This is a genomic window from Caulobacter sp. GW456-12-1-14-TSB4, assembly GCF_059424195.1.
Window position 1 is genome coordinate 256553 of the sequence record NZ_JBWKZF010000001.1, and the last position, 25790, is coordinate 282342.

At 68.6% G+C, this 25790-nt stretch carries 29 protein-coding genes; 10 read left to right on the forward strand and 19 right to left on the reverse strand.

Annotation, left to right across the window (positions count from 1 at the left end; translation table 11 throughout):
• The first annotated feature begins 3 nt into the window (after nt 1–3).
• On the forward strand, nt 4–759 hold the full coding sequence (locus tag AC07YH_RS01185) for an SOS response-associated peptidase family protein (protein WP_494745185.1): 756 nt from the start codon (nt 4–6) through the stop codon (nt 757–759).
• On the opposite strand, the gene AC07YH_RS01190 is transcribed toward AC07YH_RS01185, so the two are convergent.
• Nucleotides 756–1088, reverse strand: coding sequence for a hypothetical protein (locus AC07YH_RS01190; protein WP_494745186.1), 333 nt, complete (start codon nt 1086–1088; stop codon nt 756–758). The two genes, AC07YH_RS01185 and AC07YH_RS01190, sit on opposite strands and share 4 nt — an antisense overlap.
• A gap of 105 nt (nt 1089–1193) precedes the next feature.
• Here AC07YH_RS01190 and AC07YH_RS01195 point away from each other — a divergent pair, with 105 nt between their 5' ends.
• On the forward strand, nt 1194–1373 hold the full coding sequence (locus tag AC07YH_RS01195; protein ID WP_494745187.1) for a hypothetical protein: 180 nt from the start codon (nt 1194–1196) through the stop codon (nt 1371–1373).
• A 7-nt stretch (nt 1374–1380) separates the two neighbouring features.
• Here AC07YH_RS01195 and AC07YH_RS01200 read toward each other — a convergent pair whose 3' ends face one another.
• Nucleotides 1381–1749: a hypothetical protein gene (locus tag AC07YH_RS01200; protein ID WP_494745188.1), complete on the reverse strand. Its 369-nt coding sequence runs from the start codon at nt 1747–1749 to the stop codon at nt 1381–1383.
• Between the two features lie 580 nt (nt 1750–2329).
• Nucleotides 2330–2512, reverse strand: a complete 183-nt coding sequence (locus tag AC07YH_RS01205) for a DUF3606 domain-containing protein (RefSeq protein ID WP_494745189.1) — start codon at nt 2510–2512, stop codon at nt 2330–2332.
• A 234-nt stretch (nt 2513–2746) separates the two neighbouring features.
• On the opposite strand from AC07YH_RS01205, the gene AC07YH_RS01210 reads away from it, so the two are divergent.
• The 3 genes from AC07YH_RS01210 to AC07YH_RS01220 are packed head-to-tail and all read left to right on the forward strand — an operon-like array spanning nt 2747 to nt 8158.
• The gene (locus AC07YH_RS01210) at nt 2747–3544 is read left to right on the forward strand and encodes an ImuA family protein (protein WP_494745190.1); all 798 of its coding nucleotides are present in this window, start codon (nt 2747–2749) and stop codon (nt 3542–3544) included.
• Nucleotides 3444–4979 carry a Y-family DNA polymerase gene (locus AC07YH_RS01215; RefSeq protein ID WP_494745191.1) on the forward strand — a complete coding sequence of 512 codons (1536 nt, stop codon included), beginning with the start codon at nt 3444–3446 and terminating at the stop codon, nt 4977–4979. The genes AC07YH_RS01210 and AC07YH_RS01215 overlap by 101 nt, the downstream gene beginning before the upstream one ends.
• Nucleotides 4976–8158, forward strand: coding sequence for an error-prone DNA polymerase (locus tag AC07YH_RS01220; RefSeq protein ID WP_494745192.1), 3183 nt, complete (start codon nt 4976–4978; stop codon nt 8156–8158). The genes AC07YH_RS01215 and AC07YH_RS01220 overlap by 4 nt, the downstream gene beginning before the upstream one ends.
• A 44-nt stretch (nt 8159–8202) precedes the next feature.
• On the opposite strand, the gene AC07YH_RS01225 is transcribed toward AC07YH_RS01220, so the two are convergent.
• The 7 genes from AC07YH_RS01225 to AC07YH_RS01255 all read right to left on the reverse strand — a co-directional run bounded on the left by AC07YH_RS01225 (nt 8203) and on the right by AC07YH_RS01255 (nt 11570).
• Nucleotides 8203–8478, reverse strand: a complete 276-nt coding sequence (locus AC07YH_RS01225) for a hypothetical protein (RefSeq protein ID WP_494745193.1) — start codon at nt 8476–8478, stop codon at nt 8203–8205.
• Nucleotides 8479–8538: 60 nt separating this feature from the next.
• The gene (locus tag AC07YH_RS01230; RefSeq protein WP_494745194.1) at nt 8539–8907 is read right to left on the reverse strand and encodes a hypothetical protein; all 369 of its coding nucleotides are present in this window, start codon (nt 8905–8907) and stop codon (nt 8539–8541) included.
• A 155-nt stretch (nt 8908–9062) separates the two neighbouring features.
• Nucleotides 9063–9245 (reverse strand): hypothetical protein, encoded by a 183-nt coding sequence (locus AC07YH_RS01235; protein WP_494745195.1) that lies wholly within the window; start codon nt 9243–9245, stop codon nt 9063–9065.
• A 102-nt stretch (nt 9246–9347) separates the two neighbouring features.
• The gene (locus tag AC07YH_RS01240; protein WP_494745196.1) at nt 9348–9848 is read right to left on the reverse strand and encodes a DUF421 domain-containing protein; all 501 of its coding nucleotides are present in this window, start codon (nt 9846–9848) and stop codon (nt 9348–9350) included.
• Between the two features lie 45 nt (nt 9849–9893).
• Entirely contained in the window at nt 9894–10406 is a 513-nt protein-coding gene (locus AC07YH_RS01245; RefSeq protein ID WP_494745197.1) for an inorganic diphosphatase, read from the reverse strand.
• Entirely contained in the window at nt 10406–11182 is a 777-nt protein-coding gene (xth, locus tag AC07YH_RS01250; RefSeq protein ID WP_494745198.1) for an exodeoxyribonuclease III, read from the reverse strand. The genes AC07YH_RS01245 and xth overlap by 1 nt, the downstream gene beginning before the upstream one ends.
• Nucleotides 11183–11186: 4 nt before the next feature.
• Nucleotides 11187–11570, reverse strand: coding sequence for a VOC family protein (locus AC07YH_RS01255; RefSeq protein ID WP_494745199.1), 384 nt, complete (start codon nt 11568–11570; stop codon nt 11187–11189).
• A 559-nt stretch (nt 11571–12129) separates the two neighbouring features.
• Here AC07YH_RS01255 and AC07YH_RS01260 point away from each other — a divergent pair.
• The 3 genes from AC07YH_RS01260 to AC07YH_RS01270 all read left to right on the forward strand — a co-directional run bounded on the left by AC07YH_RS01260 (nt 12130) and on the right by AC07YH_RS01270 (nt 13881).
• Entirely contained in the window at nt 12130–12375 is a 246-nt protein-coding gene (locus AC07YH_RS01260; RefSeq protein ID WP_494745200.1) for a DUF5961 family protein, read from the forward strand.
• Between the two features lie 71 nt (nt 12376–12446).
• Nucleotides 12447–13328, forward strand: a complete 882-nt coding sequence (gene ku / locus AC07YH_RS01265) for a non-homologous end joining protein Ku (protein WP_494745201.1) — start codon at nt 12447–12449, stop codon at nt 13326–13328.
• 214 nt (nt 13329–13542) lie between these two features.
• Nucleotides 13543–13881 carry a hypothetical protein gene (locus AC07YH_RS01270; protein ID WP_494745202.1) on the forward strand — a complete coding sequence of 113 codons (339 nt, stop codon included), beginning with the start codon at nt 13543–13545 and terminating at the stop codon, nt 13879–13881.
• Nucleotides 13882–13883: 2 nt separating this feature from the next.
• Here AC07YH_RS01270 and ligD read toward each other — a convergent pair whose 3' ends face one another.
• From ligD to AC07YH_RS01285, 3 genes are all read right to left on the reverse strand, one after another.
• Complete coding sequence (gene ligD, locus AC07YH_RS01275) at nt 13884–16535, reverse strand: DNA ligase D (RefSeq protein WP_494745203.1); 2652 nt, start codon at nt 16533–16535, stop codon at nt 13884–13886.
• An 86-nt stretch (nt 16536–16621) separates the two neighbouring features.
• Nucleotides 16622–17236 carry a cupin domain-containing protein gene (locus tag AC07YH_RS01280; RefSeq protein ID WP_494745204.1) on the reverse strand — a complete coding sequence of 205 codons (615 nt, stop codon included), beginning with the start codon at nt 17234–17236 and terminating at the stop codon, nt 16622–16624.
• 3 nt (nt 17237–17239) lie between these two features.
• Complete coding sequence (locus AC07YH_RS01285) at nt 17240–17803, reverse strand: sigma-70 family RNA polymerase sigma factor (protein WP_494745205.1); 564 nt, start codon at nt 17801–17803, stop codon at nt 17240–17242.
• 304 nt (nt 17804–18107) lie between these two features.
• Between AC07YH_RS01285 and AC07YH_RS01290 the strand changes: the two genes are divergently transcribed.
• Nucleotides 18108–18692 carry a hypothetical protein gene (locus AC07YH_RS01290; protein ID WP_494745206.1) on the forward strand — a complete coding sequence of 195 codons (585 nt, stop codon included), beginning with the start codon at nt 18108–18110 and terminating at the stop codon, nt 18690–18692.
• A gap of 192 nt (nt 18693–18884) precedes the next feature.
• Here AC07YH_RS01290 and AC07YH_RS01295 read toward each other — a convergent pair whose 3' ends face one another.
• The 4 genes from AC07YH_RS01295 to AC07YH_RS01310 all read right to left on the reverse strand — a co-directional run bounded on the left by AC07YH_RS01295 (nt 18885) and on the right by AC07YH_RS01310 (nt 23829).
• On the reverse strand, nt 18885–20510 hold the full coding sequence (locus AC07YH_RS01295) for a ShlB/FhaC/HecB family hemolysin secretion/activation protein (RefSeq protein ID WP_494745207.1): 1626 nt from the start codon (nt 20508–20510) through the stop codon (nt 18885–18887).
• Nucleotides 20511–20520: 10 nt separating this feature from the next.
• The gene (locus tag AC07YH_RS01300; protein ID WP_494745208.1) at nt 20521–21150 is read right to left on the reverse strand and encodes a hypothetical protein; all 630 of its coding nucleotides are present in this window, start codon (nt 21148–21150) and stop codon (nt 20521–20523) included.
• Nucleotides 21151–21610: 460 nt separating this feature from the next.
• Nucleotides 21611–22522: an acetoacetate decarboxylase family protein gene (locus AC07YH_RS01305; protein WP_494745209.1), complete on the reverse strand. Its 912-nt coding sequence runs from the start codon at nt 22520–22522 to the stop codon at nt 21611–21613.
• Nucleotides 22523–22590: 68 nt separating this feature from the next.
• A complete protein-coding gene (locus AC07YH_RS01310; RefSeq protein WP_494745210.1) occupies nt 22591–23829 on the reverse strand; it encodes an NADH:flavin oxidoreductase/NADH oxidase family protein in 1239 nt (412 codons plus the stop codon).
• Nucleotides 23830–23907: 78 nt separating this feature from the next.
• Between AC07YH_RS01310 and AC07YH_RS01315 the strand changes: the two genes are divergently transcribed.
• Nucleotides 23908–24345, forward strand: coding sequence for a MerR family transcriptional regulator (locus AC07YH_RS01315; RefSeq protein WP_494745211.1), 438 nt, complete (start codon nt 23908–23910; stop codon nt 24343–24345).
• A gap of 359 nt (nt 24346–24704) precedes the next feature.
• On the opposite strand, the gene AC07YH_RS01320 is transcribed toward AC07YH_RS01315, so the two are convergent.
• Complete coding sequence (locus AC07YH_RS01320) at nt 24705–24962, reverse strand: GlsB/YeaQ/YmgE family stress response membrane protein (RefSeq protein ID WP_494745212.1); 258 nt, start codon at nt 24960–24962, stop codon at nt 24705–24707.
• A 214-nt stretch (nt 24963–25176) separates the two neighbouring features.
• Nucleotides 25177–25509, reverse strand: a complete 333-nt coding sequence (locus AC07YH_RS01325) for a DUF3768 domain-containing protein (RefSeq protein WP_494745213.1) — start codon at nt 25507–25509, stop codon at nt 25177–25179.
• Between the last annotated feature and the right edge of the window lie 281 nt (nt 25510–25790).

Consider the following 25790-nt stretch of genomic DNA (forward strand, 5'->3'; position numbering starts at 1 on the left):
CGGATGTGCAACCTCTATGCCTTGATGAAGGCCCGCGCCGAAGTCGCGGCCCTGGCGCGCGCGATGTCCGACCTCAACAACAACCAGCCGCCCATGCCGGGGATCTATCCCGACTACGCCGCGCCGATCATCACCCATGGCGAGGACGGCCAGCGGATCATGCGCGACGCGCGGTGGGGCATGCCGTCTTCCAAGCAGGGCCTGCGCGAGGCGGCGAGCCTGCGCGCCGACAAGCTGCGGGCCAAGGGCACGGAGTTCGACTTCGCCGAGCTTCTGAAGATGGAGCCGGACAAGGGCACCACCAACATTCGCAACACCACCAGCACGACGACCGGACGCACCAACCAGCATTGGGCGCCGTGGCTTGGCGCCGGCAGCCGCTGCCTGGTGCCGTTCACCTCGTTCGCCGAGCCCGACCAGGATCACGAGCGGACCCGCAAGAACATCTGGTTCGCCCTGGATGAGAGCCGGCCCATCGCCTTCTTCGCGGGGATCTGGACCCCACATGCCTGCGTGCGAATGATCAGCAAGGGCTGGGAGGAGATCGTCGCCTACGGCTTCCTGACGACGGACTCGGCCCAGCCGGTCAAGACCTACCACTCCAAGGCCATGCCGGTGATCCTGACCGAGCCGGAAGAGTGGGACCTCTGGATGAGCGACGCGCCTTGGACCGAGGTCGCCAAGCTGCAACGCCCCTTGCCCGATCGCCTGAAGATCGTGGCCATCGGCGGCAAGAGCGACGAGGTCGTCCCCGCCTAGCGGCCCGTGTCCGGCGGCGTCCACGACCAGGGCCCGTCGTAGAGGTGGGGGAAGACAGCCACGTCGGTGGACCCGCACCCCTCCTCGCCAGCGCAGGACAGCCGCGCGGCGATGTCGGCGATCTTGACGTGGGTGCGGTCGCCAAAGTTCTCGAGCAGGTCCTCCGGCGTCCATTCGATCAGCCGTGGGCATTCGCGACAGCAGATGGCGAGTGAATAGCCCTTGGTCAGGAAGGTCCTCACCGTGTCGGTCCCCACCTGCCCCAGGTGAAAGCGGCGGACGAGCTGTTCGGGCGGCCGCTGCAGCGTGGAAGGCGGTCGGTTCGACATCCAGGGCGATCTCCGCGGCGAGTGGGCCAGGTCAGTCCTGGTCCGCGTCAGGCCAGGTTCGGGGAGCGACAAGGGCCTCCCGACGTTTCGGAACGGAGGTAATCCATGTCCGATCCGTTCGCACCCCCACCACCCCATCCCGAGCCCGGCGGCCCGCCGCCGGAGATCCCGCCCGACGGGCCCCCGCCCGAATTCGGCGAGCCGATCATTCCCTTCGAGGATCCGGGACCGCCGCTCGCGCCGGACGACGACCGCCCATACGACCCGCCGCCGCGCGTGGCGTAGCCGCCCGTCAATGCCCGCCTTCGACCCACGGCACGCCGGCGTCCCGGAAGGCCTGGGCTAGCGCCGCCTCCAGGTCCAACGACTCCCACTGGCGCATCGGATTGAGGTGCTCGGTCAGGACCGGCACGAGCCGGACCCCGAAACGCTTGGCCGCGCTGCTGGCCTTGTAGCCGGTCTTGTGCTGGTCGAAGCGCAGGTCCGGATCGCGCGAGGTCTGGCCGACATAGAGGCCCCAGGGATCGGCGCGGCGCGGGTCGTGCAGCATGACGACATACACCGAGTGCTTGGCGCCCTTGGCGCGGTGGGTCGTGGCCTTGAACGCGCGGGCCGCGCGCTCGGCTTTCGGCCACCAGGAGGGCAGGCTGGGCTGGACCATCGCCGAAGCCTACGGATCAAACGGGCCAACGCCAATCGGCCGGCATCGTCGGCGGCTTTGCCGCTGATGCCGTTTCGGGCGCCGCATGGGACGGCTAGTCGTCGTCGGGCGAGCCAAACAGCCGCACGACCAGGATCGCGTCCGGGTCGCCATCGTCGGCCATCTCCAGCGTCTCGGGGCTGTTTTTTCGGACACGAAGATGTCGAGATGGGCCTCGTGGACCTCGGTCCAATTCAGCATCTCGCCCGGCATCACGACCCGCATGTCAGGGTCGAACCGCCGCAGTTGTGCGATCAACTCACCGACGTTGAGCGCCGCGTACGGGTCGCGCCGGGCGGTGACGGCGTCCTGCCGCCGCTGCAGATAGGCCCAGGCGCGGCGAAGGACGACGAGCGGCCGGCGCCGCCAGCGTTGGGCGCGCGTGTCAGACAATCCGAGCCCAGGCATGGAAAACGGTCCCTATTGGCGCCAAAGGCGAAGATCACGAGGAAGGCGGCGCAGACCATCGCCACGAGGAAGACGATCGCCAGGACCAGGCGCGAATAGCCCGGTCGGCGCTGGTCGGACGGCGGGTCCAAGGTCAACTGCCGCTGGCGAGGAACTGGCGAACCTTCTCGACGGACGGCCCGGCCTCGTTGACCGCCTGCTGCAGCACGTCGGCCGATACGCCAAGGGTCTTGGTCCAATAGCGGACCTCGTAGTCCTCGTTCATGTTGATGCGGCTGGCGTCTTGCGGGCCGGTCTTGGACGTGTCGTCTGACATGGCGCGTCTCCCCGTTTGGGGGACGAAGGCGCGAAGACGAAGGCGGGTTCCTCGCCAGTTGTCGTTTGACGGTCGGCGCCATGCGCTCAAGCCAGCCAAGCTTACGTCAACTTCGGTCGCCGCCAAAAAATTCTGATTCCTCTCAAACCCTTGGCCCGCCTGCATCTTGGCCTTGGCGCGCGCCTGCGCCGCACCCCTGGCCCCGTTGACTCTCGCCAACCGGCGAGAACAAAGATGGAACACAGTCATTTTGTCAGCATGAACCCCTCACGCACCCCTGCCGCGCTCGACGCGCTCCGCCGCCAGGTCCGCGCCCTCGAAATCGAGAGCCAGGCTAGCCGCGCGGTGCTGCCGTTCGGGGTGGCGGAAATCGACGATCGCCTCCCTGATGGCGGTCTGCCGGTCGGGGCGCTGCACGAGGTGGCCGGCGGGGCGGACGGCGCCCTGCACGGCGCGGCCGCCGCCAAGTTCGCCGCCGGCGTCCTGGCGCGCATGGACGGTCCGGTGCTCTGGTGCCGGCGCCATCCGGATCTCTTCGCGCCTGCCCTGGCCCGGGTCGGCCTGCCGCCCGACCGAATCATCTTCGCCGACGCCGGCGATGAGGACGGTGTGCTGGCGTCGATGGAAGAAGGCTTACGCTGGCCGGGCTTGGCGGGCGTGGTCGGCGAGGTCTCCAAGCTCTCGATGACGGCCTCGCGAAGACTGCAGCTGGCGGCCGAGAAGAGCGGGCAGATGGCCATCGCCATCCGCCGCTGGAAACGGACCGCCGACGCCGCGGAGCTCGGCCGGCCGACGGCGGCCTACAGCCGATGGCGGGTCTCGGCCATGCCCTCCTCACCCCTGCCCACCGCCGGCGTCGGTCCCGCCCGCTGGTTTCTCGAACTCTTCCGTTGCCGCGCCGGGCAAGCCTTCGACCTTGAGATAGAAGCCTGTGACGCAAAGGGTCATCTCCGTCTTCCTGCCCCACTGGCCGACCGACCGGCTGGCGCGCACGCAGGCCAAGACCATGGGCAAGGCCGCGCCGCCGCCTGACACGCCAGTGGCGATGGTCGGGCGCATCGGTCGTCGCCGCGCCGTGGCCGCGATGAACCCGGCCGCCGTCGAGGCGGGCCTGCGGATCGGCCAGGCGGTCGCCCAGGCCACGGCCATGACCAAGGGCCTCGTCCTCCACGATCTCGACGCGGAAGGCGACGCCGCCGCCCTGATGCGGTTGGCGCTCTGGGCGCAACGCCGCTTCTCGCCGGTCGTCGCGCCGGACGGCGCCGAGGGCCTGGTCATCGACGCCACCGGCTGCGCCCACCTGTTCGGCGGCGAGGAGAAGATGCTGATCGACCTGCGCGCGCGCCTGGCCAAGGCCGGCTACGCGGCCCAGTTGGCGATCGCCGACAGCTGGGGCGGCGCCCACGCCCTGGCCCGCTATTCGCGGCGATCGATCTTCGTGGTCGAGCCGGGGAGCACGGGCCGGGCGCTGAAGGACTTGCCGGTGGCGGCGCTGCGGCTGCCGGCGGACCTTGTCCAGACCCTGTCGCGCCTCGGGTTCGACACGATCGGCGAATTGGAGGCGACCAAGAAGGGCCCCTTGGCCCACCGCCTCGGGATGGAGCCGGTGCGCCGCCTGGACCAGGCGTTCGGGCGCACGGCCGAGCCGATCGAGCCGGTGCTGGCGCCCGAAACCTTGCGCGTGCGCCGCGTCTTCGCCGAGCCGATCGGCGCGCATGAGACCATGGCCCGCTATCTTGGCCAGCTGACCGGCGAGCTCTGCGCGGCCCTGGAGGCGGTTGGCCTCGGGGCCCGGCGCCTGGACGCCTACTTCATGCGGGTCGATAACCGCGTCGAGACCGCCCGGATCAGCCTGGCCCAGCCCTCCCGCGACGTCCCGCGCCTGGCCAAGCTCTTGTGCGAGAAGCTGGAGACGGTCGATCCGGGCTTTGGGGTCGAGACGATGCTGCTGGCCGCGCCGGGGGCCGAGCCGCTGGGCTGGCGTCAGGGCGACGCCATCGGCGCCAGCCGCCCCGCCGCCGACATCGCCGGGCTCGTCGACACCCTGACCGTGCGCCTCGGGGCCGAGGCGGTCTACAAGATCGTCAACGTGCCCAGCGACCTGCCCGAACGCTCGGTCAAGAGGGCGCCGGCGCTGTCGCCCGCCGAGACCGGCGAGGCCACGCCCTGGCCACGTCCCGAGCGGCTCTTTCGTCACCCCGAGCCGATCGAGACCCTGGCGGCCCTGCCCGACCACCCGCCGGTGGCCTTCACCTGGCGCGGGGTGCGCCGCCGGGTCGCCCGCGCCGACGGACCTGAGCGGGTCTTTGGCGAGTGGTGGCGCTCGGACGCGGAACTGACCCGCAGCCGCGACTACTTCCAGGTCGAGGACGAGGGCGGCGAGCGGTTCTGGATCTTCCGCGACGGCGACGGCGAGGACGCCGCCTCCGGCTCGCAGCGCTGGTACCTGCACGGCGTGTTCGGATGAGCCGCGCCCCTCCCGAAGGCGACCCGGGCCTGCCCGCGGATCTCGGCGACTATGTCGAGCTGCACTGCGCATCGCACTTCTCGCTGCTGCGCGGGGTCTCCTCGCCCGGCGAACTCTTCGAGGAGGCCGCGCGCCTGGGCTATCGCGCCCTGGCGATCTGCGATCGCAACAGCGTGGCGGGCCTGGTCCGCGCCCACGTCGCGGCCAAGGCCACGGGCGTGCGCCTGGTCGTCGGCTGCGAGCTGGCCTTACGCGAGGGCGCCACCGTCCTGGTGTTTCCCACCGACCGGGCCGCCTACGCGCGCCTGTGCCGGCTGCTGTCGCTGGGCAAGGCCCGGGCCGGCAAGGGCGCGTGCGACCTCGGCTTCGAGGACCTGGCCGCCCACGCCGACGGAATGATCGCCATCCTGGTCCCCAAGGAGGCCGACGCGGCCTGCGCGCTGCAGCTGAAGAAGGTGGCGGCGATCTTCGGGCCCGACGCCCACCTGGCCTTGACCTTGCGGCGGCGACCGGGCGAGGCGCTGCGGCTCTACGCGCTGGAGCGCATGGCTTGGGCCGCCGGCGTCGTCCCGGTGGCGACCAACCGCGTCCTGATGCACGACAAGGCGCTGCGTCTGCTGCAGGACGTCGTCACCTGCATCCGCGAGAAGACCACCATCGACGACGCGGGCTTCCGGCGCGAGCGCGAGGCCGACCGGTACCTGAAGGCGCCGGCCGAGATGCACCGCTTGCTGGCCAAGCACCGCCAGGCCCTGGCCGCCTCGGTCGCCATCGCCGCGCGCTGCACCTTCAGCCTCGACGAGCTGACCTACCAGTACCCGCACGAGGTGGTGGAGGCGGGCCGCACCGCCCAGGAAACGCTCGAGCGCCTGACCTGGGAGGGCGCGGCCCGCCGTTTCCCGGACGGGGTGACCCCGGAGGTGCGCCGGCTGCTGGCCCACGAGTTGAAGCTGATCGGCGCGCTCGGCTACGCGCCCTACTTCCTGACCGTCAATTCGATCGTCCAGTTCGCTCGCAGCCAGGACATTCTCTGCCAGGGCCGCGGCTCGGCCGCCAATTCGGCGGTCTGCTACGTCCTCGGCATCACCAGCATCGATCCCGAGCGCAACGACCTGCTCTTCGAGCGCTTCGTGTCCCAGGAGCGCAACGAGCCGCCCGACATCGATGTCGACTTCGAGCACGGTCGCCGCGAGACGGTGATGCAGTGGGTCTTCGAAACCTACGGCCGCCATCGCGCGGCGCTGGTGGCGGTCGTCCAACGGTTTCGGCCACGTGGCGCGGTCAAGGACGTGGGCAAGGTCCTGGGCTTGCCCGAGGACATGACCGAGGCCCTGGGCAATCAGGTCTGGAGCTTCTCGCGCGAGCAGATCGAGGACAAGCACGCCCGCGAGATCGGCCTGGACCTGACCGACCGGCGCCTGCGCCTGACCCTGGAGCTGGCCAGCCAACTGCTCAACACGCCCCGCCACTTCAGCCAGCATCCGGGCGGCTTCGTCCTGACCCAGGACCGGCTCGACGAGCTCGTGCCCATCGAGCCGGCGCGCATGGACGGCCGCCAGATCATCGAGTGGGACAAGGATGACATCGACGAGCTGAAGTTCATGAAGGTCGACTGCCTGGCGCTGGGCATGCTGACCTGCCTCAAGCGCGGCCTGGACCTCTTGCAACAGCACAAGGACGTGGCCCTCGACCTGGCCACCATCCCGCCGGAGGATCCGCGCACCTATGCGATGATCCGGCGGGCCGACACCCTGGGCGTCTTCCAGATCGAGTCCCGGGCCCAGATGGCGATGCTGCCGCGCCTGAAGCCCCGCAGCTTCTACGACCTGGTCATCGAGGTGGCCATCGTCCGCCCTGGCCCGATCCAGGGCGACATGGTCCACCCCTATCTTCGCCGCCGCGAAGGCAAGGAGGCGGTCAGCTACCCCAAGCCCGAGCTGGAGAAGGTGCTGGGCAAGACCCTGGGCGTTCCGCTCTTCCAGGAGCAGGCCATGCGGGTGGCGATCGAGTGCGCGGGGTTCACGCCCGGCGAGGCGGACCAATTGCGGCGGGCCATGGCGACCTTCAAGTTCACCGGCGGCGTCTCGCATTTTCGAGACAAGCTGGTCGGCGGCATGGTGGCGCGCGGCTATGACGAGGCCTTCGCCCTGCAGACCTTCGCCCAGTTGGAGGGCTTTGGCAGTTACGGCTTTCCGGAAAGCCACGCCGCCAGCTTTGCGCTTTTGGCCTACGCCTCGTCCTGGCTCAAATGCCACCACCCCGACATCTTCTGCGCGGCCCTGCTCAACAGCCAACCGATGGGCTTCTACCAGCCCAAGGAGATCGTCCGCGACGCCAAGGAGCACGGCGTCGAGCTCCGCCCTGTGTGCGTCAACGCCTCGCGCTGGGACTGCACGCTCGAATCGCTTGGCGACACCGGCCGGTTCGCCGTGCGGCTGGGCTTGCGCCTCGTGCGCGGGCTGAAGGAGACCGACGCGGCGCAACTGATCCTGGCCCGCGGCGAGGATCCCTATCAGGCCATCGACGAGGTCGCGCGGCGCTCGGGGATCGGGACCGGCGCGCTGGACGCGCTGGCGCGGGCCGACGCCTTCGGGCCCGAACTGCAGCAGCAGCGCCGCCAGGCATCGTGGGCCATCAAGGCGCTGCGCGATGCGGCCTTGCCGCTGTTCGACCATGCCGGCGCGTCCGAGCTCAACGAGCCGGCGCCAGCCCTGAAACCGATGACGGAAGGCCGCGAGATCATCGAGGACTTCAGCCACCTGGGCCTCAGCTTGCGCCGCCATCCGCTGGCCTTGCTGCGCGAGGACCTCACCGCGTTGGGGCGCGCGCCCTGCAAGACGGCGGCGAGCGCCAAGGACGGCCGGTTCGTCAAGACGGCGGGCCTAGTCCTGGTCCGCCAGATGCCCGGCACGGCCAAGGGGGTGATGTTCATGACCATCGAGGACGAGACCGGCGTGGCCAACCTCGTCATCTGGAAGACGCTCTACGAAAAGCAGAGGGCAATCGCCCTGTCGGCCCACATGATCGGCGTCGACGCCCGGGTTCAGCGCGAGGGCGATGTGGTCCATCTGGTCGCCTACCAGCTCCACGACCTCAGCGGGGTGCTGGGCAAGCTACAATCCAGGTCCAGCGATGCGGGCGACCTGGCCTGGGCGCGCCGCAGCCGCAACTTCTGCTGACGTCGCCGGACCATGCGCCAGCCGAGCGGCAAGCAGGACTGCGCTCAGGTCTCAGGCCGCGAGCTCTCGGCCACGCCCGCCGCCGCGACGGCCTGGGCGTTCGGGTCGGCCGGTTCGGCCCGGATGGCGCGCACCCCGTCACGGGCGATGACTTCCCAGACCGCCTCGTCGCGCCAGATTTCGACCGTTGCGGCGGCGGCATGATCGCGAAGGAGTTGGAAGGCCCGCTGGCGACATTGGTCCGGCGGCAGCGTCGAAAGTTCGCGGTGCACCGCGACTTGGTTGGCGGCGAGGCAAACGAAGGTGAAGGCGACGTCCATGGCGCGAGCTTAGCAGCGCTGCTCAAACGTCACCGTCGAAAATCGACCCTGCCGGCGTTCTCAAGGCTCGCGCGCGAACGCCGTCAGGAAGTCGGCGATCAGGGGGCCGGCCAGGGCCTCGAACCGCTCGACGGCCGCCAGGGGCACGCGAGCGACCAGGCCGCCCGGAAACTTGCCGATCGATCCCCCGGTCAGGGCGATGGCGAGCTGAAGCTGGTCGCGGGCGTCGCGGGCGGTTCCTGAGGCGCCGATCGCCGCGACCGTGGCGCCGTCGGGAAAGAGGAACTCGTAGCGCGCCACCCGGCTGGAGGCGGTCGCATAGGCTTCGAAGCGCGCGCGCCGAGCGGCGATCTCGAACTGAAGAATCTGGGCGGCCGACGGCTCGGCGACGGCGTCCGAAGGCGGCGTGGTTTTGGCGTTGATGGCCATACAGACTCAGATAGGCATGGCCGTCCGAACCGGTACCGAGGCGTATCGACGCACGCCACGCCTACGCCGGAGCGCGATGACTCGTTCGCTGGGCCACCGCCGCCCGAGGGCCGCCATTGGCCAGCGACGCCCGCCAGGCCAAAGCCCCGCGGGCCCTAGCCCTTTTGGCGATCGCCCTTGTCGCCTTGGCCGCGGCCGGCGTCATGCTCGGCGTGCCGGCGTTGGTCGGCGGCCAGCGACTTGCCGACATCGACCTCATCCTTGAAATGGCCCTGGTCGTCGCGGCGCACGAAGCGCTTGTCGCCAGGGGTGGGTTCGATCAGTTCGCGTTTGGACATCAGCGCGTCTCCTCCATGGAAAAGCGAATCCCCGACCGGCCAAACTGTTCCGCGCGCCACCTAGCGGCCGGCGCTAGCTTGCGGCGGAGCCGCGCTCGCGGCTCAAGCCGCGCCCGTGCCCTTGCGCACGACGCTGATCTTGCCGCCGGCCTCGAGCGTGGCCAGCCTCACCTCGTCCACCGTCTCGACCTGCTCCATGCGAAGGCCTTCCTCCAGGTCGGCCTTGCTGATGGCGTGGCGACGCATGGCGGCGGGGTCGGCAACCCCGTCACGAACCAGGATGACCGGCCGCCCCTTGAACAGCCGCGCCAGCATGCCCCAGCGCAAGGTCGCCATGGCGATCAGGCGATGGAGCACGACGACCACGAGGGTAGCGGCCAGGCCGCCGAAGAACGGGGCCTTTCCGGTCATGGCGCGGCTGATGTTGGAGCCGACGATGATGGCCACGAAGATGTCGAGCGGCGTGATCTGGGAGAAGGTGCGCCGGCCGGCGATGCGGATGCAGACCACGCCGAACAGGAAGAGGACAACGGCGCGGGCGCAGAGCTGGAGGACACTGGCCTCGCCGGTGTCGGGACCGATCAGCACGCGGAAGGTTTCCATGCGGATCGAACGCGAAAGGGCCCGCCCCGGGTCCTTGAAGATGTCCTAGCCGGCGATCACGCGGGCCGCGGCGGCCCCGTCGCGAACGGCCAGGACCGTGAAGGCGACGCCGCGCAGGGCGTCGTAGTTTTCCCAGAAGGCCGTCAGGTTCTTGAGAAACGCCGGGTCGAGGTCGCCTGTCGCCTGCACCTTGGCGAACAGATGCGAGACGGCCGCCACCGCCAGGATCCGATCGTTGCGCAAGGTCAGGCCGTCCTCGGACTGCTCGGCCTCGATCAAGCCGATCAGGCGCACCGCGAGCAAGGTCCCTGGCGCCGAGGGTTCGTCGCCCAGAACAAGGATGTCGAGCGGGTCTCCGTCCTGGCCGCGCGTGCCGGGCACGAAGCCGAAGTCGAGCGGAAAGCTCATGCCGTCCGGCAGCATCCGCTTGAGCTCGAACGCGCCGCTTTGCGGATCGTAGGCCAGCTTGCCGCGCCGGCCCTTGGGAGTCTCGATGACGGCGCGGCAGGTCAGAGCCTGGACGTCGAGGCGATGATCCAGGCGGGTCAGGTCGCTCATCACCGGTCCTCCAGCTCGATCCAGGTCGGGGCGTGGTCGCTGGGCCGCTCGCCCGCCCGGGCGAACCGGTCGACGTCGGCCGTCTTCAGGCGCGGGGCCAGGTCCGGGCTCAGCAGCAGGTGGTCGATGCGCAGGCCGGCGTTGCGGTCGAACCTTCGGCGCAGATAGTCCCAGAAGGTGTAGATCACCTCGCCGGGATGGCGCGTGCGCAGGCCGTCGATCCAGCCCTGCTCGAGCAGGCGGGCGTAGGCGGCGCGGACCTCGGGCCGAAAGAGCGCGTCCTCGCGCCAGCGGTCGGGGACATAGACGTCCAGGTCGGTGGGAATGATGTTGTAGTCGCCGGCCAGCACCACGGGACGGTGCTCGTCCAGCAGCCCTCTCGCGTGCGCCTCGAAGCGCTCGAGCCAGCGCAGCTTGTAGTCGTACTTGGGCCCGGGCGCGGGGTTGCCGTTGGGGAGATAGAGACAGCCGACCACCAGTTGGCCGATCTCGGCCTCGATATAGCGGCTGTGGAGGTCTTGCGCGTCGCCTGGCAAGCCGCGCCGGCGTTCCTTCGGCGCGGCGCCGCGCGCCAGGATGGCCACGCCGTTCCAGGCGCTCTGGCCGTGCCAGATGGCGCCGTAGCCGGCGCGTTCGAGCTCCGCGACCGGAAAGCGCGCGTCAGGCGCCTTGAGCTCCTGCAGGCAGGCCACGTCGGGCTGGGTTTGCTCCAGCCAGGCCAGCAGGGCCGGGAGACGCGCGCCCACGCCATTGATGTTGAAGGTGGCGATCCGCATGCGTTCAGCCTCCCGGGGCATTCAGCTCGACCCTCACGCCGTTGGGGTCGGTGACATAGATCTGTCTCAGCGCCCCGCCGGGCGTGACCTCGGTCTCGTAGGCGACGCCCAGCGCGTCGAGCCGGGCGCGCTCGGCGTCGAAGTCGGCGATGCGCAGCGCGAAATGGTTGAGGCTGGAGGTCTGGCTGCCGCCCTTGTCCTGCGCGGTTTCGACCAGGTGGACCAGATCGTGTCCGCCCGCATAGAGCCAAAGGCCCGGAAAATCGAAGGCCGGGCGGGGACCGACGCAAAGGCCGATGACCCGGACATAGAAGTCGCGGCTTTGCTCAAGGCGCGCGGTCTTGATCGCCACGTGGTCCAGGCGATGGACGGGGATCGGCGCGGTCATCTCGGCTCCTTGTCAGCTTGGCCGATCCAGTCGTCCAGCGTGATCGCCAAACGCATGATCGGGCCAACGGCGCCACGCGATCGCGGCGGATCGACATCGCGTCTTCCCAGGAGCCCGCACGGCCCGGCGGTTCGATCGGCTTGCCCAAGGGCCGACGGCCCCTCGGCCGGACGGAACGCTGCACACACCTCATGCGTAGTTTCAACGCGTCCGGGACAGGTCTCGCTCGAGATCCAGGCCCGGGCGAAGGGTTTGCCAGGAGGTTTGACGATGGTCATGCAACGCTGCGACAGCCGACATTCGGTCCCGAGCGCCACCTTCGTTGCGAAGCGATCCGACCAGGCCTCGCGCCGCCGCGTCCAAGCCGCGCTCTTCAAATAGGTCAGGCTTGGCGCCGCCGGCGCCAGGCCGCCCCAACATCCGAGGCCCACGGCCTCCCGCTCGCCGTCCACGGCTTGAGCGAACACCGCGCCCCGGCCTTGGCCGGGGCGCCTTCGCGTCCGCGGCTCGCCTGTGAATCCTTCCATGGCCTCGCGCGTTGATGGACCAGGAGTCGCCCATGCCCCACGCCGCCGCCAACGACGATCGCCGCTTCAGCGTCTATGCCGACCATGCCGGCCGCCACCACGCCCGCGTCGTGCGGGAACCCAGCTTCGAGGCCGCCGCGGTGGCCTATGTCGAGGACTTGGCCATCGCCCCGGACGCCGACGCGCCCATCAAGGTCATTGTCCGTGACCTGGACGGCGGCGGCGAGCACTGCTTCCGCATCGATCTGGAGTCCGGCGAGACCACGCCCTGCGGCTAGCCGAAACGAATCACCGGCCTTGTCGTTGAGTCCCAGCGCCCCGGACCCGCCCGGCGGCAAGGAACAACGACATGGCGTACCGCCCGACTTGGCAAGGCCACCTGCGCCTTTCGCTCGTCACCTGCCCGGTGGCCCTCTACACCGCCACCAACAGCGGCGGCGAGGTCCACTTCAACCTGATCAATCCGGACACCAACAACCGGATCAAGATGGTGACGACCGATCCCGACACCGGCCCGATCGAGCGCTCGAAGCTGGTCAAGGGCTACGAGGTGTCGAAGGGCGAATACATCCTGATGACCCAGGACGAGATCAACAGCGTCAAGCTGGAGTCGACCAAGACCATCGACATCGAGCGCTTCGTCCCCGCCGAGGACATCGACCGGCGCTACTGGGACAATCCCTATTATCTCGCGCCCGACGGCAAGCTGGCGCAGGAGGCCTTCGCGGTGATCCGCGAGTCCATGGCCCGCTCCGGCCAGATCGCCCTGGGCCGCGTGGTGATGTCGACCCGCGAGCGCCTGTTGGCGTTGGAGCCGCACGGCAAGGGCATCCTGGCCTACACCCTGCGCACCGACGCGGAGGTGCGCAATGAAGCCGAAGTCTTCGGCGCGATCAGCGACGCCAAGCCTGACGAAGCCATGATCTCGATCGCCCAGAAGATCATCGAACAGAAGGAAGGCCCCTTCGATCCCAGCCAGTTCGTCGATCGCTACGAAGAGGCGCTGAAGGATCTGATCAAGGCCAAGCAAAAGGGTCACAAGGTCGCCAAGGTCGCCGAGCCGGAGGACACCAATGTCGTCGACCTGATGGCGGCCCTGCGCGCCAGCCTGGGGGCCAAGGGTCCGGGCGGGCCGGTGTCGGGCAAGGCCGCCGCCAAGCCGGCCGCCAAGGCCAAGCCCGCGAGCAAGGCTCCGGCCAAGGCCAAGGTTCCGCAGAAGAAGGCAAGCTAGTCTCGCCGCGCCAGCCGCGTGTGATGCTTAAATCCGGCTCGCGACGTCGCGATCCTGCAAGGCCTGGGCAAGGCGCGCGCGGCGGCGCCTTGCCCCCATCGCCGTTGCATAAGGTCGGCGTGCGCCGCGCAAATCGACGGCCGGCAAGAAACCCTGACGGTCCTCGCGCTTTGCTGTTCGCAGACCCGCAACCCCGCGCGCGCAAGGAGCTTCGATGCGGCAGGAAGAGATCACCGTCGAGACCATCGACGTCGAGCCGGGCCATCTTCACCCCGACCAGTCGGCCTATGAGACGGTCGTCTTCAGGGTGCTGCCCGCCGATCATCCCAACAGTTTCACCGTGCCTGTCTCGGTCAACCTCAGCCAGTACCCGGCGACGCAGGCCCAGGGTCAGGCGCGGATGATCTTCCACCGCCTGATGCGCGCCCTGGCCGAGGCCACGGCGAGCTGGGACACGGCGGACGCGGCCAGCGAACCCGACCCCGAGCTGCCGGTCTCGGCGAGTGAGGCGCGCCTTGGGCCCGCCGCCGATCCGGCCGAGGGCAAGCGCTAGCGCTAGACCTTGCCCAGCCGCCGGATCGCCGCCTCAAGCGGACGTTCGCCGTCGCAGTAGTCTTCCCAGGCCGTCAGCTTGGACACCAGCGCCGGCGCGGTTCGGACCGTGTACTTGGCGGGATCCAGGCCCTTCTTGACCTGCGTCCAGGACAGCGGCATCGACACCGGCGCCCCTGGACGGCCGCGCGGCGACAGGGGCGCGACGGCCGTGGCCATCCGGTCGTTGCGCAGATAGTCCAGGAAGATCTTTCCGCCCCGCTTGGCCTTGGCCATGACGATCAGGTAGCGATCGGGATCATCGGCCGCCATCGCCTTGCAGACGTCGCGCGCGAAGGCCTTGGCGATGTCCCAGTTGAGCCCTTCGGCCGACAGCGGCGTCACCACGTGCAGGCCCTTGCCGCCCGTGGTCTTGCAGAAGGACACCAGCCCCAGGTCGGCCAGTCGGTCACGAACCTCGCGCGCGCCCTCGATCACCCAGTCGAAGGGCACGTCGGGCGCGGGGTCGAGGTCGAAGACCAAGCGCCCCGGCTGTTCGGGCAGGAACGGCTCGCTGTTCCAGGGATGCAGCTCCAGGGCGCCGACCTGGGCTGCGGCCACCAGGGCCTCGACGCTGTCGAACTGCAGGTAGGGCTTGCGATCGCCCCAGACCTCGACTTCGGTGATCAGGGCCGACTGACCGGCGCTGGTATGGCGCTGGAAGAAGTTCTGCTTGCCGTCGATGCCGTCGGGCATGCGGATCATCGAGCAGGGCCGACCGCGCACGTGGTCGATCATCCACGGCCCGACCGCCGCGTAGTATTGCGCCAGCTCAAGCTTGGTGACGGGGGTCCCGTCATGGGCGTGCGGCCACAGGGTCTTGCCGGCGTTGGAGATCGTCTGGCCCAGGACCACCGCCGAGCCGCGCGGGCTGACCGTGGCCGCCTTGACCGTCACCGCGGCCACGGGCGCGGGCTTGGCCTTCTGCGCCTTGGGCTCGACCAGGGGCGTGTCGGCCGGCGCCGGCTCGACCGTGTCGACTTCACGGGCGGGCTTGTCTTCGCGCAGGCCCTTGAAGGCAGCTTGGCGCAACTGGCCGTCGGCGGTGAAGCCCTCGTACTCGATCTCGGCGACGAGCTTGGGCTTGACCCAATGGGCCTCGCCAAGGCGTCCCGCGCGGCTTGGCCCCTCCTTGCCCTCGAAAGGAGACTTGGCGACCTCCAGCGCCTTCAGGCGAGGCAGGATCGCCGCGACCTTGTCCCGTCCAAATCCCGTGCCGATCCGGCCGATGTGGAAGAGCTTGCCGTCGCGATGCACCCCGGCGATCAGGGACCGGAACGCGCCATTGGTCGTGGTGTAGCCGCCGATCACCACCTCATGGCCGACCCTGCACTTGGATTTGGTCCAGGTTTCCCCGCGGCCCGAGCGGTACGGGGCATCGAGCCGCTTGGAGATGATGCCTTCCAGGTCCATGCGGCAAGCCGACAGCAACACCGCGTCGCCGGCGGTGATGAAATGGTCGACATAGCGCAGGTTCGGACCGGCGCCCTGGAGGTGCGGCGCGAGCCGGTCCTTGCGTTGGGCCAACGGCAGGTCGCGCAGGTCCTCCAGGCCGTCGAACAGCTGATCGAACACGAAGAACACCAGCGACGCGGTGTCGCCCGACGAGATCGCGGCCTGCAGGGCGGCGAAATCGGGCGCGCCCGTCTCGTCCAGGGCGACCACCTCGCCATCGACGATGCCGTCGCCCAGCTTGGCGCCGGCCGCGGTGATCTCCGGGAACTTCGCCGACCAGTCCAGGCCCTTGCGGGTCCGCAGCGCCGCCTTGCCGCCCTGGGTGCGCAGTTGCATGCGATAGCCGTCAAACTTGATCTCGTGCGCCCAGCCTGGACCCGCGGGCGGCTTTTCCATCGGCTTGGTCAGTTGCGGCTCGACGAATTCGGGCAGGACCTGGACCGTCTTGGCCTTGGACGCGGGCGTGGCCTTGACCGGCTTGAGGCGCCCGGCCGGCGCGCCGTCGTCGCGGTTGGACTGCCAGACCGCGCCCGCGTCCGCCCCGGCGCCGGTCATGAACGGCGTGGCGGCCTTGCCCTTGCCGTTGGCGATCTCGACCATGGTTCGTCCCGAGGCGATCGAGCGGTCGTCATCGGTCGGGCCGTTCGGATTGCCAGGCTCCGCGCCCTCGTCGCGGTGCTTGATCATCATCCAACTGGCCCGCCCCTTGCTGTCGCGCTTGGTGCGCACCAGCACCCACGAGCCATGCATGCGACCACCTTCCATGACGAACTTCAGTTCGCCCTTGGCCAAGGCGGCGCCGATCTTCTCGAAACCCTTCTCGGGCGCCCAATAGCCGCGATCCCAGAGCATCACCGTGCCACCGCCATATTGGCCCTTGGGAATCGTGCCTTCGAAGTCTCCGTAGTCGAGCGGGTGATCCTCGACCTCCATGGCCAGGCGGCGGTCCGCCGGATCGAGAGACGGCCCCTTCGGCACCGCCCAGGACTTGAACGTCCCGTGATATTCGAGCCGCAGGTCGAAATGCAGGTGCGAAGCCGCGTGCTTCTGGATCACGAAGCGCAAGGCCTTGGACGGCACGACCTTGTCGTTGCCCGCGGGCTCGGCCGTCCGCGAGAAGTCACGCATCTCCCGGTACTTGCTGAGCTTGTTGGCGGCCATCGGAACTCCTCTCGGCTCCTAACGGCCAGGGCGGCGCGCTGATCCCATGGAGAGCGGACGCAGCCTCGCATGGCGCGACGGCAGGGTCACACGCCAAGAAGCGGCGATAGCAGCCGCATCGCGCCGCGCCATCGGGCGCCGTGTTCCACGGCGATCAGGCACGCGCACGGGCCATCGTCGGTGACGCGCAAGGCGTGGTCGGCGCCCTTCTCCCCGCCGACGAAATCGCCGGTGCGATGCAGGCCCCCGTCCACGACCGAGCCCATCAATACCTGGAAATACTCCTGGCCAAGATGACGGTGAGCCGGGATCGCGGTTCCGGCGGGTGCGCGCAGGACATAGGCCCGCCAGGTGTCTCGTCGCGCCCGACGGACGGGCGCGACCCAGTAATCGGCTGCGATAAAGCGTCGGGGGCGCAATCCCTGGCGGATGATCGCGGTGGGAAGGGGTGTGTCGCCGACCATCGCCGTGGGGGGCGTCGGCGTCCCCAGGGCGGCGAGGGCCCGGTCCAGCGCGTCCGCGCGCAGGGGCGCGTCGGGAAGATCCGCCAGCGCGCGGCCATGCGCGGCCTCGAGCCGCGCGACCCCGGCCGCGCAGCCTGGACAGGCTTCGATATGGCTCTCGACCACCAGGGACGGCGCGAGCGAAAGCTGCCCGGCCGCGAAGCGTTCGATCAGGTCCGGGGAAGGATGACTCTGCAAAGCTTACTCACTGAGCGTCGCCCTCAAGCGCGCCGCCGCTCGGCGCAGTCGCGACTTCACCGTCCCCAAGGGGAGATTCAGTCGCCGGGCAATCTCAGAATGGGGACTGTCGGCGTAATAGGCCAGCCTGACGACGGCGATTTGGTCGTCAGGAAGGCTGTTTAGCGCACCGTGCAGGCGTCGGGCGTCGTCGGCGCTAAGGATCTGCTCTTCGGGATCGACCGGCGGCGAGGACGGCTGGGTCGTAAGGCCAGATTGCCGCGCGGCCTTGCGATAGCGGTCAATCCGCAGGTTGCGGGCGATCGCGTAGATCCAGCCCCAGGGCTCGCACTTGGCTGGATCGAACTGGTCGGCGCAGCGCCAGACCCGAAGGAGGGTCTCCTGGCTGAGGTCCTCGGCCTCGCCGTCCTCGAAGCCATTGCGCAGGAAATAGCTCTTCAGCTTGGGCGCGAACCGGCGAAAGAGCTTGGCGAAAGCCGAGCGGTCGCCGGTCTTGGCGATGCTGGCGATCCAGACGCTCGGATCATCCGCGCAGGACGCGGTGGGGATGCGGTTTGGGAGCAACATGGGTCCGAGCGGCAAGGCGCCTTGGCGACGCACTGGATCATCAACCCTTTACGAAGAACTCCGTTCGATCTGCGCAGCGAAATAATCTCATTTGACGAGATCCAAATTGAATATTCCAACGTACACAGCAAAGTATAACATTCGACCAGAATGTCGAATTAACGACGTTAATGTAGTGTTGGCCGAAATAAATTAGAAAAATGATGACAGATTATTGATCTGGCAGAAACCTTTGAGACGGCGCTGAGTTTGTTTTCTGTCGATGCCAATCGACACCCGCCTTATTCAATCCAGGAGAATCTCAGTGCGTAATTACCTTCTGACCGGCGCGGCCGCGCTGACCTTGATCGCCGCGCCCGCCTTCGCTCAAATCAGCAGCGGCAATGGCTCGAACCTGCTGGGCCGCGGCGGCTCCAGCACCGCCCAGCAAAACAGCGCGACCAACAACTCGCAAAGCGCCAAGTCGAGCGACGCCTGGCGCAACAACGTCCAGAACCGCGAGACCACCAAGACCGGTGACAGCTGGCGCGAAAACAACACCAACCTGCGCGACACCACGCTGGGCGGTATCCACGCCGATCCGCAGATCGGCACGTACAAGGACACCGCGAGCAACAACGCTTCGAACAGCAACAACGCCGGCGGTAACTCGGGCGCCAACGCGGCCGCGAACAACAGCTCTGACGCCTCGTCCAGCGGCCTGCACATCGGCGTGCCGATCAGCACCGACGCCACCACGATCGGGGGCGTTCAGCGCCAGAGCGCCAGCGGCGAGAGCCACAACAACTCGGCCCGGTCGTCGAGCGACCGCAGCGCGGGCCGCTCGTCGATGACCAACCGCTCCAACAGCGGCAGCCAGCAAAACTCGTCGTCCTCGACGCCGCGTTAGGCCACGGCAGGGGCGCGGCCAAGCCGCGCCCTTTCCTTCCCGCAAAGCCCTCTCAATGCCCTGCGCAGACTTCGACAGGCCGCTCGTCAACGAGCGGCTTTTTCCTTTTGGCGATGGCCGTGGCGGCCTCGCCGATATGGAAAAGCGCCCGGCCGATGGCCAGGCGCTCGATCGCGGTGTGAGGGTAAATGGCTACCAGACGGTCTTGAGCGAAACCACGCCGCGCCAGGGACGGCCGTCGAGGAAGGCGATGTCGTTGGAAAGCGCCTTGGCGGCCTCGACCTGGACGATGGCCTTGTCGCGCACCCGCACCCGCACGCCCGCGCCGGCCGAGCGCAGGTCGGCATGGGATCCGGCATAGCCGAAGCGGCCCCTGTACCAGACCTTGCCGCCGTCGATGAAGGTGTAGGCTTCAGAACCGGCGAAGCCCTTGGGCGCCTTGGCCGGGACGAAGGCCAGTTCGGCCGACCCGGCGACGCCTTGGTCGCCGGCGATGACCGAGGCCTCATAGCCACGGCCAAACTCATCGCCGCCGATGGCGAACTGCTCGGTGCCGGGCAGGCGAGTTGCGGTGGTCTGGCCGGCGGCGTTGAGGCGCAACGCGCCCTGCTTGCCCAGGCTGAAGGCCGCGCCGCCGCGAACGTTGAGCTTGCGGAAATCCAGCTTGGCCAGCAGCGGATCGGTCTGGGCGCCCAGGCCGTCGATGCCCTGGCTGACCGTGGCGCTAACGTACCACAGCCGCCGGTCGGTCTGGGCGCTGGTCGACAGCGCCAGGCGCGCCGCGCGGGTCTTGTCGTTGGCGAAGGTGTAGCCCAGGAACGCGTTGTCGCTGTCGATCCCGTCCACGGAGATGTTGACGTAGGTGTCGCGCTCGTAGCCACGACGCAGGGGATAGGACAGCTGGACGCCGCCGGACTTGGCGTGGCCGATGAGCCCGCCGACCTTGGGCTTGGTCTTCAGGTAGCCGGCGTTGACGCCCAGGGTCAGGCCATCGGATCCAAGCGGCGTGGTATGCGAAAGCGAATAGGACTGGAAACGGTCGATATCGGTCGGGACGGCCACCGAAAAGCGTGTCTGGTCGCCGGACCGCACCAGGCTGTTGAGATAGAGATCGGCCTGCACCTGGGTGCGTCCCAGATAAGCCGTCCCTCGATTGTTCACCGACAAACCCACTTGCACGGGCTTGGGCGTCAGCTTCAGCTTCAGTCGCACGCCGTCGTCGCCGACGCCGTTCTCCAACGCGATCTCGTTGCTCATGCCCGGCAGATCGCGGATCAGCGAGATGTAGCGTTCGAGCGTGGCGCGGTGGAGCGGCCGATCCGCCTTGAGGCGGGCCAGGTAGCGGTCGGCCTGCGCGCGGCTCTTGGCGTTGGGGGCTTCGACGACCGTCTCGGCGATGTAGCCCTCCAGGGCGCGCAGGTGCAGGACGCCGTCCGAGAACACCTGTTCCGGCGCGACGACCGTGTAGATCGCATAGCCGCGCTGCTCGTAGGCGGCGGCCAGGGCGTTGGTGATCTTGACGAGATCGCGGGTGTCGACGGTCTTGCCGACGAACGGTCGCCAGGCCGCTTCGATGACGGCCGGCGGCAAGGTCGAGCCTTCCAGCCGCACTTCCCGCAGGACGAACGGCGCGACGGGCGTCGAGCGCACCCGGCCGCGCGGGACCTTGGGTCCCGGCGCCGGGCGGGCTCGGGTGACGCGAGGGTTCTGGTCGGGCCGGTTCTGCGGGACCACGCGGGTCGTGCTGGTCTGGGCATGGACCGCCAGCGGCAGGGCGAGCATCGCCACCGTGGCCATCAACAGGGAAGTGGCGCGCATGTCTTCTTTCTCAGTTGCCCAGGAGGCCCGGCAGGACCGGCGGCTTTGGGGCGGTGGGCAGCAGGGGCAGCAGGGTCTGCAGCGGCGTCGTGCCGGGCACGCCGAGTACGGGAGGCAGGAGTGGGCCGCCGCCAGGCACGTTGATCGGACCGTTTGGCGTGGTGGCCCCGACCGTGGCGTTGATCAAGGACTGAGTGGCGGCCGTGGCCGGGTTCACCGCCGCGCCCACGCCCACCGAAAGGTTCGGCGTAACGCCAAGGACATTTGGGCCAACGGCGCTGGCGCCAAGCAAGGCCGCGCGCGAGCCGTTCAAGGCCAGCAGCGGGCCACCCAAGGCCGCGTTGACGTTGACGGACGCCAGGCCCGTCGTCAGCCCCGCCGAAGCGTTCGCGCCATTCAAAAGACTGACATTGGCGTCGACGCCGGCGCTGGCCGGACCGGTGCTCAAAAGCGGACCGGCGCCCGAGGCGCCGCCGGCATTCAAGGTCGGTGGCGTCAGGTTGCGGCCGCCAGCCAGGAGCACATTGCCGCTGGCGGCCAGAAGGCCCGGAGCGTCACGCTCAAAAGCGGTGTCGGCGTAGAAACCATCGTCTTCGGCAAAGGCCTCGCCGTTGTCCGAGCCGCCCCCGGAACCGGCCACGAAACTGCCCTGGCCCGTTGCGCAAGCGCTCAGGCAAATCGTCGACAGGAGGCACGCCGCCAGCGACGTCGCACGACTGACAAGAATGCCCATTTTCCAGCCCTGAACGGAGTTTATCGAGTAGGGGTAATGGCGGCTGCCATGAGCAGTTCCGCGCTGAAAAATCTTTGGAATCGAGGTGATCCGACCTCTGCGCACGGTCGTATGCGGCTGCAACGCTCGCTTTGCGAAGACGCCGCGCCCCGCCCTTGGTCGTCGCCTCAGGCAAGCTCCCAACGCACTGGTCATGTCGTGCGAGTCTTCACGCCGCCATCAACGCTACGCCGTCAGCAGGCTCTTCCGGATGGAGGCGCATCCCGCGGTCCAAGACACTTGAGCGCCGCGGGGTTTTGACCTGCACCGTAAACCGCGTCTCCCTCGGCGCGCGGTAGCCGTTACAGAGCTTGGAGCCTAAGCGAGTTCATGACGAGCTGACGCCTAGCCCGCTCAATGGCGTTGGCATGTTGAGCACCAGCTGCGCGTCCCGGACCACGTCCAAGCGGAGTATGGACCTGGCGCCCAGGCCGTTGAGGAGATCGCTCATCGGCCCCCCGTTGCGCGTGAGGGTCACGCCCTTGGGCAAAAGCTCCTGGGAATAGGACAAGGTGTTGGACTGCACGACCGTCTGGTTCCAGCGGCCGTCGACCTGATGGATCATGGTGTTGGCGCCCAGACGCGACTGAGACGGCGCCTCGCGAAAGGTCGGCGCGGGCGCGCGCAGCACCAGGTCGGGCGAGCCGTCGGTGGCGGCGATGCTGGCTCTGACCTCATCGCCGATTTCCACGCTGATCGGCGTCAGCCACTTGGGCAACTGATAGCCTTGGACGCCGCGCACGCGGGCGATCTCGGTTGTGACCGGCAGGGCCAGGACATGGGCGAAGAAATTGCGCCGCCGGATGTCGCCCAGGAGCTGGCCGACGTGCGAGCCCTTGGCGCCAGGCCGGCGCACGACGACGGCGATGGAGACCTCGTCATAGGGGTCGTTGTCGCAGACGGCGTAGGAGAAGAAGGTCAGCGCCACCAGGCCCTTGCCCGGCAAGGGCCTCAGTGGCTCGAGCGGCGCAGGCAGGGCCGCCGCCAGCCGGTCGGCTGGCGCGGTCATCAAAAGCTGCACGGAACTGCTGCGGTAGTAGAAGTTCGGCGCCCAGACGGGGCCGACCCGCGAGGCGACCTTCTGCTTGGGAAACCGCCGGAAGAAGTCGATGTTGCCGGCGGCTGGATCGCGCGCCACCACGTCCAGGTCGGGATTGGAACCGAAGCGGTCGTAGTATCCGCCCTTGGGGACCAGGACCTTTTGGCCGCCGAACTCGACGTCCACGAATTGCTCAACCATGTACGAAACCTTTTGACGGTGGACCAAGAGCGACGGGCCGATGCGGCACCGCGCCGAGAGGGCGGCGATCAGGCCGTCGCCGGGCGTTGCGCCATCCAGCGACGATACTGGCGAGCGCTCCTCCTGGCCTGGAGCTGCGCGGTGATCAGGGCCCAGACGGGCGAGACGTTGGGGGCGGTGCGCCGCCGACGGCTCAAGCGCACGAGCTGGTAGCGGACGGCGGCCATGTGCGCCGAAGAGGCGATGGGCTTGTTCTTCCAGGTGATGGGCCGCAGGCTGGGCGCGACGGCCTTGCCTTGTCGCCACAGGTTGGGAAGGTCCGGCGCGATGGCCAGCGCCGTGGCGATGCCAGCCATGGCCACACCGCTCTCGACGACCTTTTGAGCCACCTCACGCCGCTTGATGCCGCCCGTGACCATCAACGGCATGGTCGCGATCTTGCCGATCTCTTCGGCGAACTCCAGGAAGTAGGCCTCGCGGGCCAGGGTCCGCTCGTCGCGCGACGAGCCCATCATCGCCGGCGCCTCGTAGCTGCCGCCCGACAGCTCGACCAGGTCGACGCCCAGCCCATTGAGCATCGCGACCACGGCGCGGGCATCCTCGGGCGAGAAGCCGCCGCGCTGGAAGTCGGCCGAGTTGAGCTTGACCGCCACGGCGAAGCGCGGCGTCACCGCCGCCCGCACCCCGCGTACGATGTCCAGCAGCAGGCGCGCGCGGTTTTCCAGGCTGCCGCCCCAGCGGTCCCTGCGATGGTTGGCCAGGGGCGAAAGGAACTGGCTCAGTAGGTAGCCGTGCGCGGCGTGGATCTCCACGCCCGTGAAGCCGGCGCGTTCGGCCAGCGCAGCCGTCGTCACGAACCGCCGCTCGACTTCGGCGATGTCGGAGGCCGACATCTCGCGCGGCATGGGAAAGACCTTGGACTGGGCGCCCAGGTCCAGGCGGATGGCCGAAGGGGCCAGGGTTTCCTGGCCCAGCGCCGCGGGCATCTGGCGACCGGGATGATTGATCTGCATCCACACCTGGCCGCCGCCCGATCGCGCCACCGTGGCCCAGTCCTTGAAGCGGTCCAGGTGACGGTCGTTCTCCAGCACCACGCCGGCGGGCCCGGTCATGGCGCGCGCATCGACCATCACGTTGCCGGTGATGATGAGCCCCGCCTTCCCTGCGGCCCAGGCCCGGTAAAGGTCGATCAGCGCCGTGGACGGCAAGTGGTCGCCATCGGCCATGTTCTCCTCCATCGCCGCCTTGGCGATACGGTTGGGGATCACGGCGCCGTTGGGCAGCGTAAGCGGCGAAAACAGGGACATGGGCGGCTCCACGAAAACCATGGACCACGCCCTAACCTTTAAGTTAGGTTTAGGGTCAACAGACTATGCGGACCCCGGATGATGAACATCGGCGATCTGGCCAAGCGCACGGGCCTCACCCATTCGCGCATCCGGTTCTATGAACGGGAGGGCCTGCTCACGACGGTCGAGCGCCGCGCCAACGGCTATCGCGCCTATCCGAACAACGCCGTGCTCGTCCTCGACCTCATCGCCACGGCGCAGAGGGCCGGCTTCAGCCTCGACGAAATCCGCACGCTGCTTCCGTCCGATCTAGCCGACTGGAAGCATGATGCGCTCATTACGGCCTTGCGCGGCCGCGTCGCGGATATCGAGGCGCTCCAAACGCGCCTGGCCGAGAGCAAAGCGCAGTTGGTGGCGCTGATCGCCGGCATCGAAGACAAGCCCGACGATCTGGACTGCGCCGCCAATGCTCGCCGGGTGCTGTCAACCGTCCTCGGCAAGACGATCGACCCCGTCGCGACAGGGGCGCGATAACGAACCTGGCAGTCGGCCCCAACGGCGCTCGGCGCGACCGAGGCGCGCCCTGCCCTGACCTGCCCCGGTTTGGCATGACTTCAAGTTTGCCGATCTGGAGCTGACAGCGTTCGCGATCTTCTCATCGTCTGGCGCGCCCGTGCGAGACCACCCGAAGGCTGCGCGATCTTGGACGAAACGCGGATCGTGTTCGCAAGCGGCGATCTCGCGGCCACGACACGCTGCTGGCTCGATGTCGATCAATGGTTGAAGGCCTTGGGGTTCGACTGCCCCTTTGCCGCGCGCCAAGTGCGCGGCGAAAGCAAAAAGGCCCCCCGGGGACTCCCCGGGGGCCTTTTGCGTGGATACGCTGGGCGCGCCTAGAGCGCGCGGCGGCCGGCGACGAGATGGTAGATGAAGAGGACGACAACGGCGCCGATGGTGGCGACGAGCAAGCTGTAGAGGTTGAAGCCGGTGACCCCGGCGCTGCCGAACTGGTTGAACAGGAAGCCGCCGACCAGGGCGCCGACGATGCCCAGGACGAGGTCGAGAACGAGGCTGCCGCCGCTGCGATTGACCAGCTTGCTGGCGATGAAGCCGGCCACGAGGCCAAGGACGATCCAAGCGAGAATGGACATTGGCGGACTCCAGGATATGCCGTCGCCGGCTGAGGCCCTTGATAAGCGACGGACGACGGCATGGTTCCGCCGCCAAGATTTGGATCGCGCCCAAGGTTTCGTGGCGGCCGCCGTTCTCGGGATCGCGCCGCCGCCTTGAGCGGCGGCGCGATCCCGAGGCGACTTGGCCAACGGCATAGGGCCGGACGCCTCGCGCCCGGCCCAACGCGGAGTTCTAGTACTCCTCGGCCAGCATCAGCGTCAGGACACGCCGGGTCACGGCCGGATCGGCCGGGTCGGGTGAGGCCATGGCGAGGTTGAGGTCGTAATAGTCGATCTTCCAGAACAGACGCTGCCGGTCGATCTCGAAAGCGCCGAAGTCGCGCTCGCCATGGGGATCGTTGTCTTCGCCAAAGGCGCTGAAGGTTTTCACGGCGTTCACCGCCTGCGCCACGGCGAGGCCCCCCAGGCCCTGGACGCCGGGCGTCAACACCCAGCCCACCCCCGGCAGGGCGCGGTGCTGGTCGTTCAGCTTGGCGATGGCTTCGACATGCTCTTGCTCGGTCATAGGAATATTCTCCTCGGGTGGTCGGTTGCGGACGCAAAGCGCGTCTGCAACCGGCGCCCCTCGGCGAGAGCTGGGGGTGCAAGCGGAGTGGCCGGCTTCGCGGGGACCCGGCTGCAGGACCCAAAGGGTCCGAAGCTGGGCGGAAGCCGGTCCGAAGCGCGCCGGGGGCGGAGCCCCAAGCCGTGCGCGCCCGCATGCGGGCGCTCATGACAATGAAGCCTGTACAGGAGAGCGCGCGAAGCGGGCTCGGGAGGCGGCGTCGAGCCGCCGGCGGGGGGGCC

What these genes read in the sequence shown, in the direction of transcription:
- AC07YH_RS01260 (WP_494745200.1), top strand. Translation starts at nt 12,130, where the DNA reads ATGCCCCACGCCGCCGCCAACGACGATCGCCGCTTCAGCGTCTATGCC.
- AC07YH_RS01270 (WP_494745202.1), top strand. Translation starts at nt 13,543, where the DNA reads ATGCGGCAGGAAGAGATCACCGTCGAGACCATCGACGTCGAGCCGGGC.
- AC07YH_RS01185 (WP_494745185.1), top strand. Translation starts at nt 4, where the DNA reads ATGTGCAACCTCTATGCCTTGATGAAGGCCCGCGCCGAAGTCGCGGCC.
- AC07YH_RS01310 (WP_494745210.1), bottom strand. Translation starts at nt 23,829, where the DNA reads ATGTCCCTGTTTTCGCCGCTTACGCTGCCCAACGGCGCCGTGATCCCC.
- AC07YH_RS01285 (WP_494745205.1), bottom strand. Translation starts at nt 17,803, where the DNA reads ATGTTGCTCCCAAACCGCATCCCCACCGCGTCCTGCGCGGATGATCCG.
- AC07YH_RS01200 (WP_494745188.1), bottom strand. Translation starts at nt 1,749, where the DNA reads ATGGTCCAGCCCAGCCTGCCCTCCTGGTGGCCGAAAGCCGAGCGCGCG.
- AC07YH_RS01325 (WP_494745213.1), bottom strand. Translation starts at nt 25,509, where the DNA reads ATGACCGAGCAAGAGCATGTCGAAGCCATCGCCAAGCTGAACGACCAG.
- AC07YH_RS01190 (WP_494745186.1), bottom strand. Translation starts at nt 1,088, where the DNA reads ATGTCGAACCGACCGCCTTCCACGCTGCAGCGGCCGCCCGAACAGCTC.
- AC07YH_RS01295 (WP_494745207.1), bottom strand. Translation starts at nt 20,510, where the DNA reads ATGCGCGCCACTTCCCTGTTGATGGCCACGGTGGCGATGCTCGCCCTG.
- AC07YH_RS01220 (WP_494745192.1), top strand. Translation starts at nt 4,976, where the DNA reads ATGAGCCGCGCCCCTCCCGAAGGCGACCCGGGCCTGCCCGCGGATCTC.
- AC07YH_RS01195 (WP_494745187.1), top strand. Translation starts at nt 1,194, where the DNA reads ATGTCCGATCCGTTCGCACCCCCACCACCCCATCCCGAGCCCGGCGGC.
- ku (WP_494745201.1), top strand. Translation starts at nt 12,447, where the DNA reads ATGGCGTACCGCCCGACTTGGCAAGGCCACCTGCGCCTTTCGCTCGTC.
- ligD (WP_494745203.1), bottom strand. Translation starts at nt 16,535, where the DNA reads ATGGCCGCCAACAAGCTCAGCAAGTACCGGGAGATGCGTGACTTCTCG.
- AC07YH_RS01240 (WP_494745196.1), bottom strand. Translation starts at nt 9,848, where the DNA reads ATGGAAACCTTCCGCGTGCTGATCGGTCCCGACACCGGCGAGGCCAGT.
- AC07YH_RS01320 (WP_494745212.1), bottom strand. Translation starts at nt 24,962, where the DNA reads ATGTCCATTCTCGCTTGGATCGTCCTTGGCCTCGTGGCCGGCTTCATC.
- AC07YH_RS01205 (WP_494745189.1), bottom strand. Translation starts at nt 2,512, where the DNA reads ATGTCAGACGACACGTCCAAGACCGGCCCGCAAGACGCCAGCCGCATC.
- xth (WP_494745198.1), bottom strand. Translation starts at nt 11,182, where the DNA reads ATGCGGATCGCCACCTTCAACATCAATGGCGTGGGCGCGCGTCTCCCG.
- AC07YH_RS01305 (WP_494745209.1), bottom strand. Translation starts at nt 22,522, where the DNA reads ATGGTTGAGCAATTCGTGGACGTCGAGTTCGGCGGCCAAAAGGTCCTG.
- AC07YH_RS01315 (WP_494745211.1), top strand. Translation starts at nt 23,908, where the DNA reads ATGATGAACATCGGCGATCTGGCCAAGCGCACGGGCCTCACCCATTCG.
- AC07YH_RS01210 (WP_494745190.1), top strand. Translation starts at nt 2,747, where the DNA reads ATGGAACACAGTCATTTTGTCAGCATGAACCCCTCACGCACCCCTGCC.
- AC07YH_RS01225 (WP_494745193.1), bottom strand. Translation starts at nt 8,478, where the DNA reads ATGGACGTCGCCTTCACCTTCGTTTGCCTCGCCGCCAACCAAGTCGCG.
- AC07YH_RS01230 (WP_494745194.1), bottom strand. Translation starts at nt 8,907, where the DNA reads ATGGCCATCAACGCCAAAACCACGCCGCCTTCGGACGCCGTCGCCGAG.
- AC07YH_RS01235 (WP_494745195.1), bottom strand. Translation starts at nt 9,245, where the DNA reads ATGTCCAAACGCGAACTGATCGAACCCACCCCTGGCGACAAGCGCTTC.
- AC07YH_RS01255 (WP_494745199.1), bottom strand. Translation starts at nt 11,570, where the DNA reads ATGACCGCGCCGATCCCCGTCCATCGCCTGGACCACGTGGCGATCAAG.
- AC07YH_RS01245 (WP_494745197.1), bottom strand. Translation starts at nt 10,406, where the DNA reads ATGAGCGACCTGACCCGCCTGGATCATCGCCTCGACGTCCAGGCTCTG.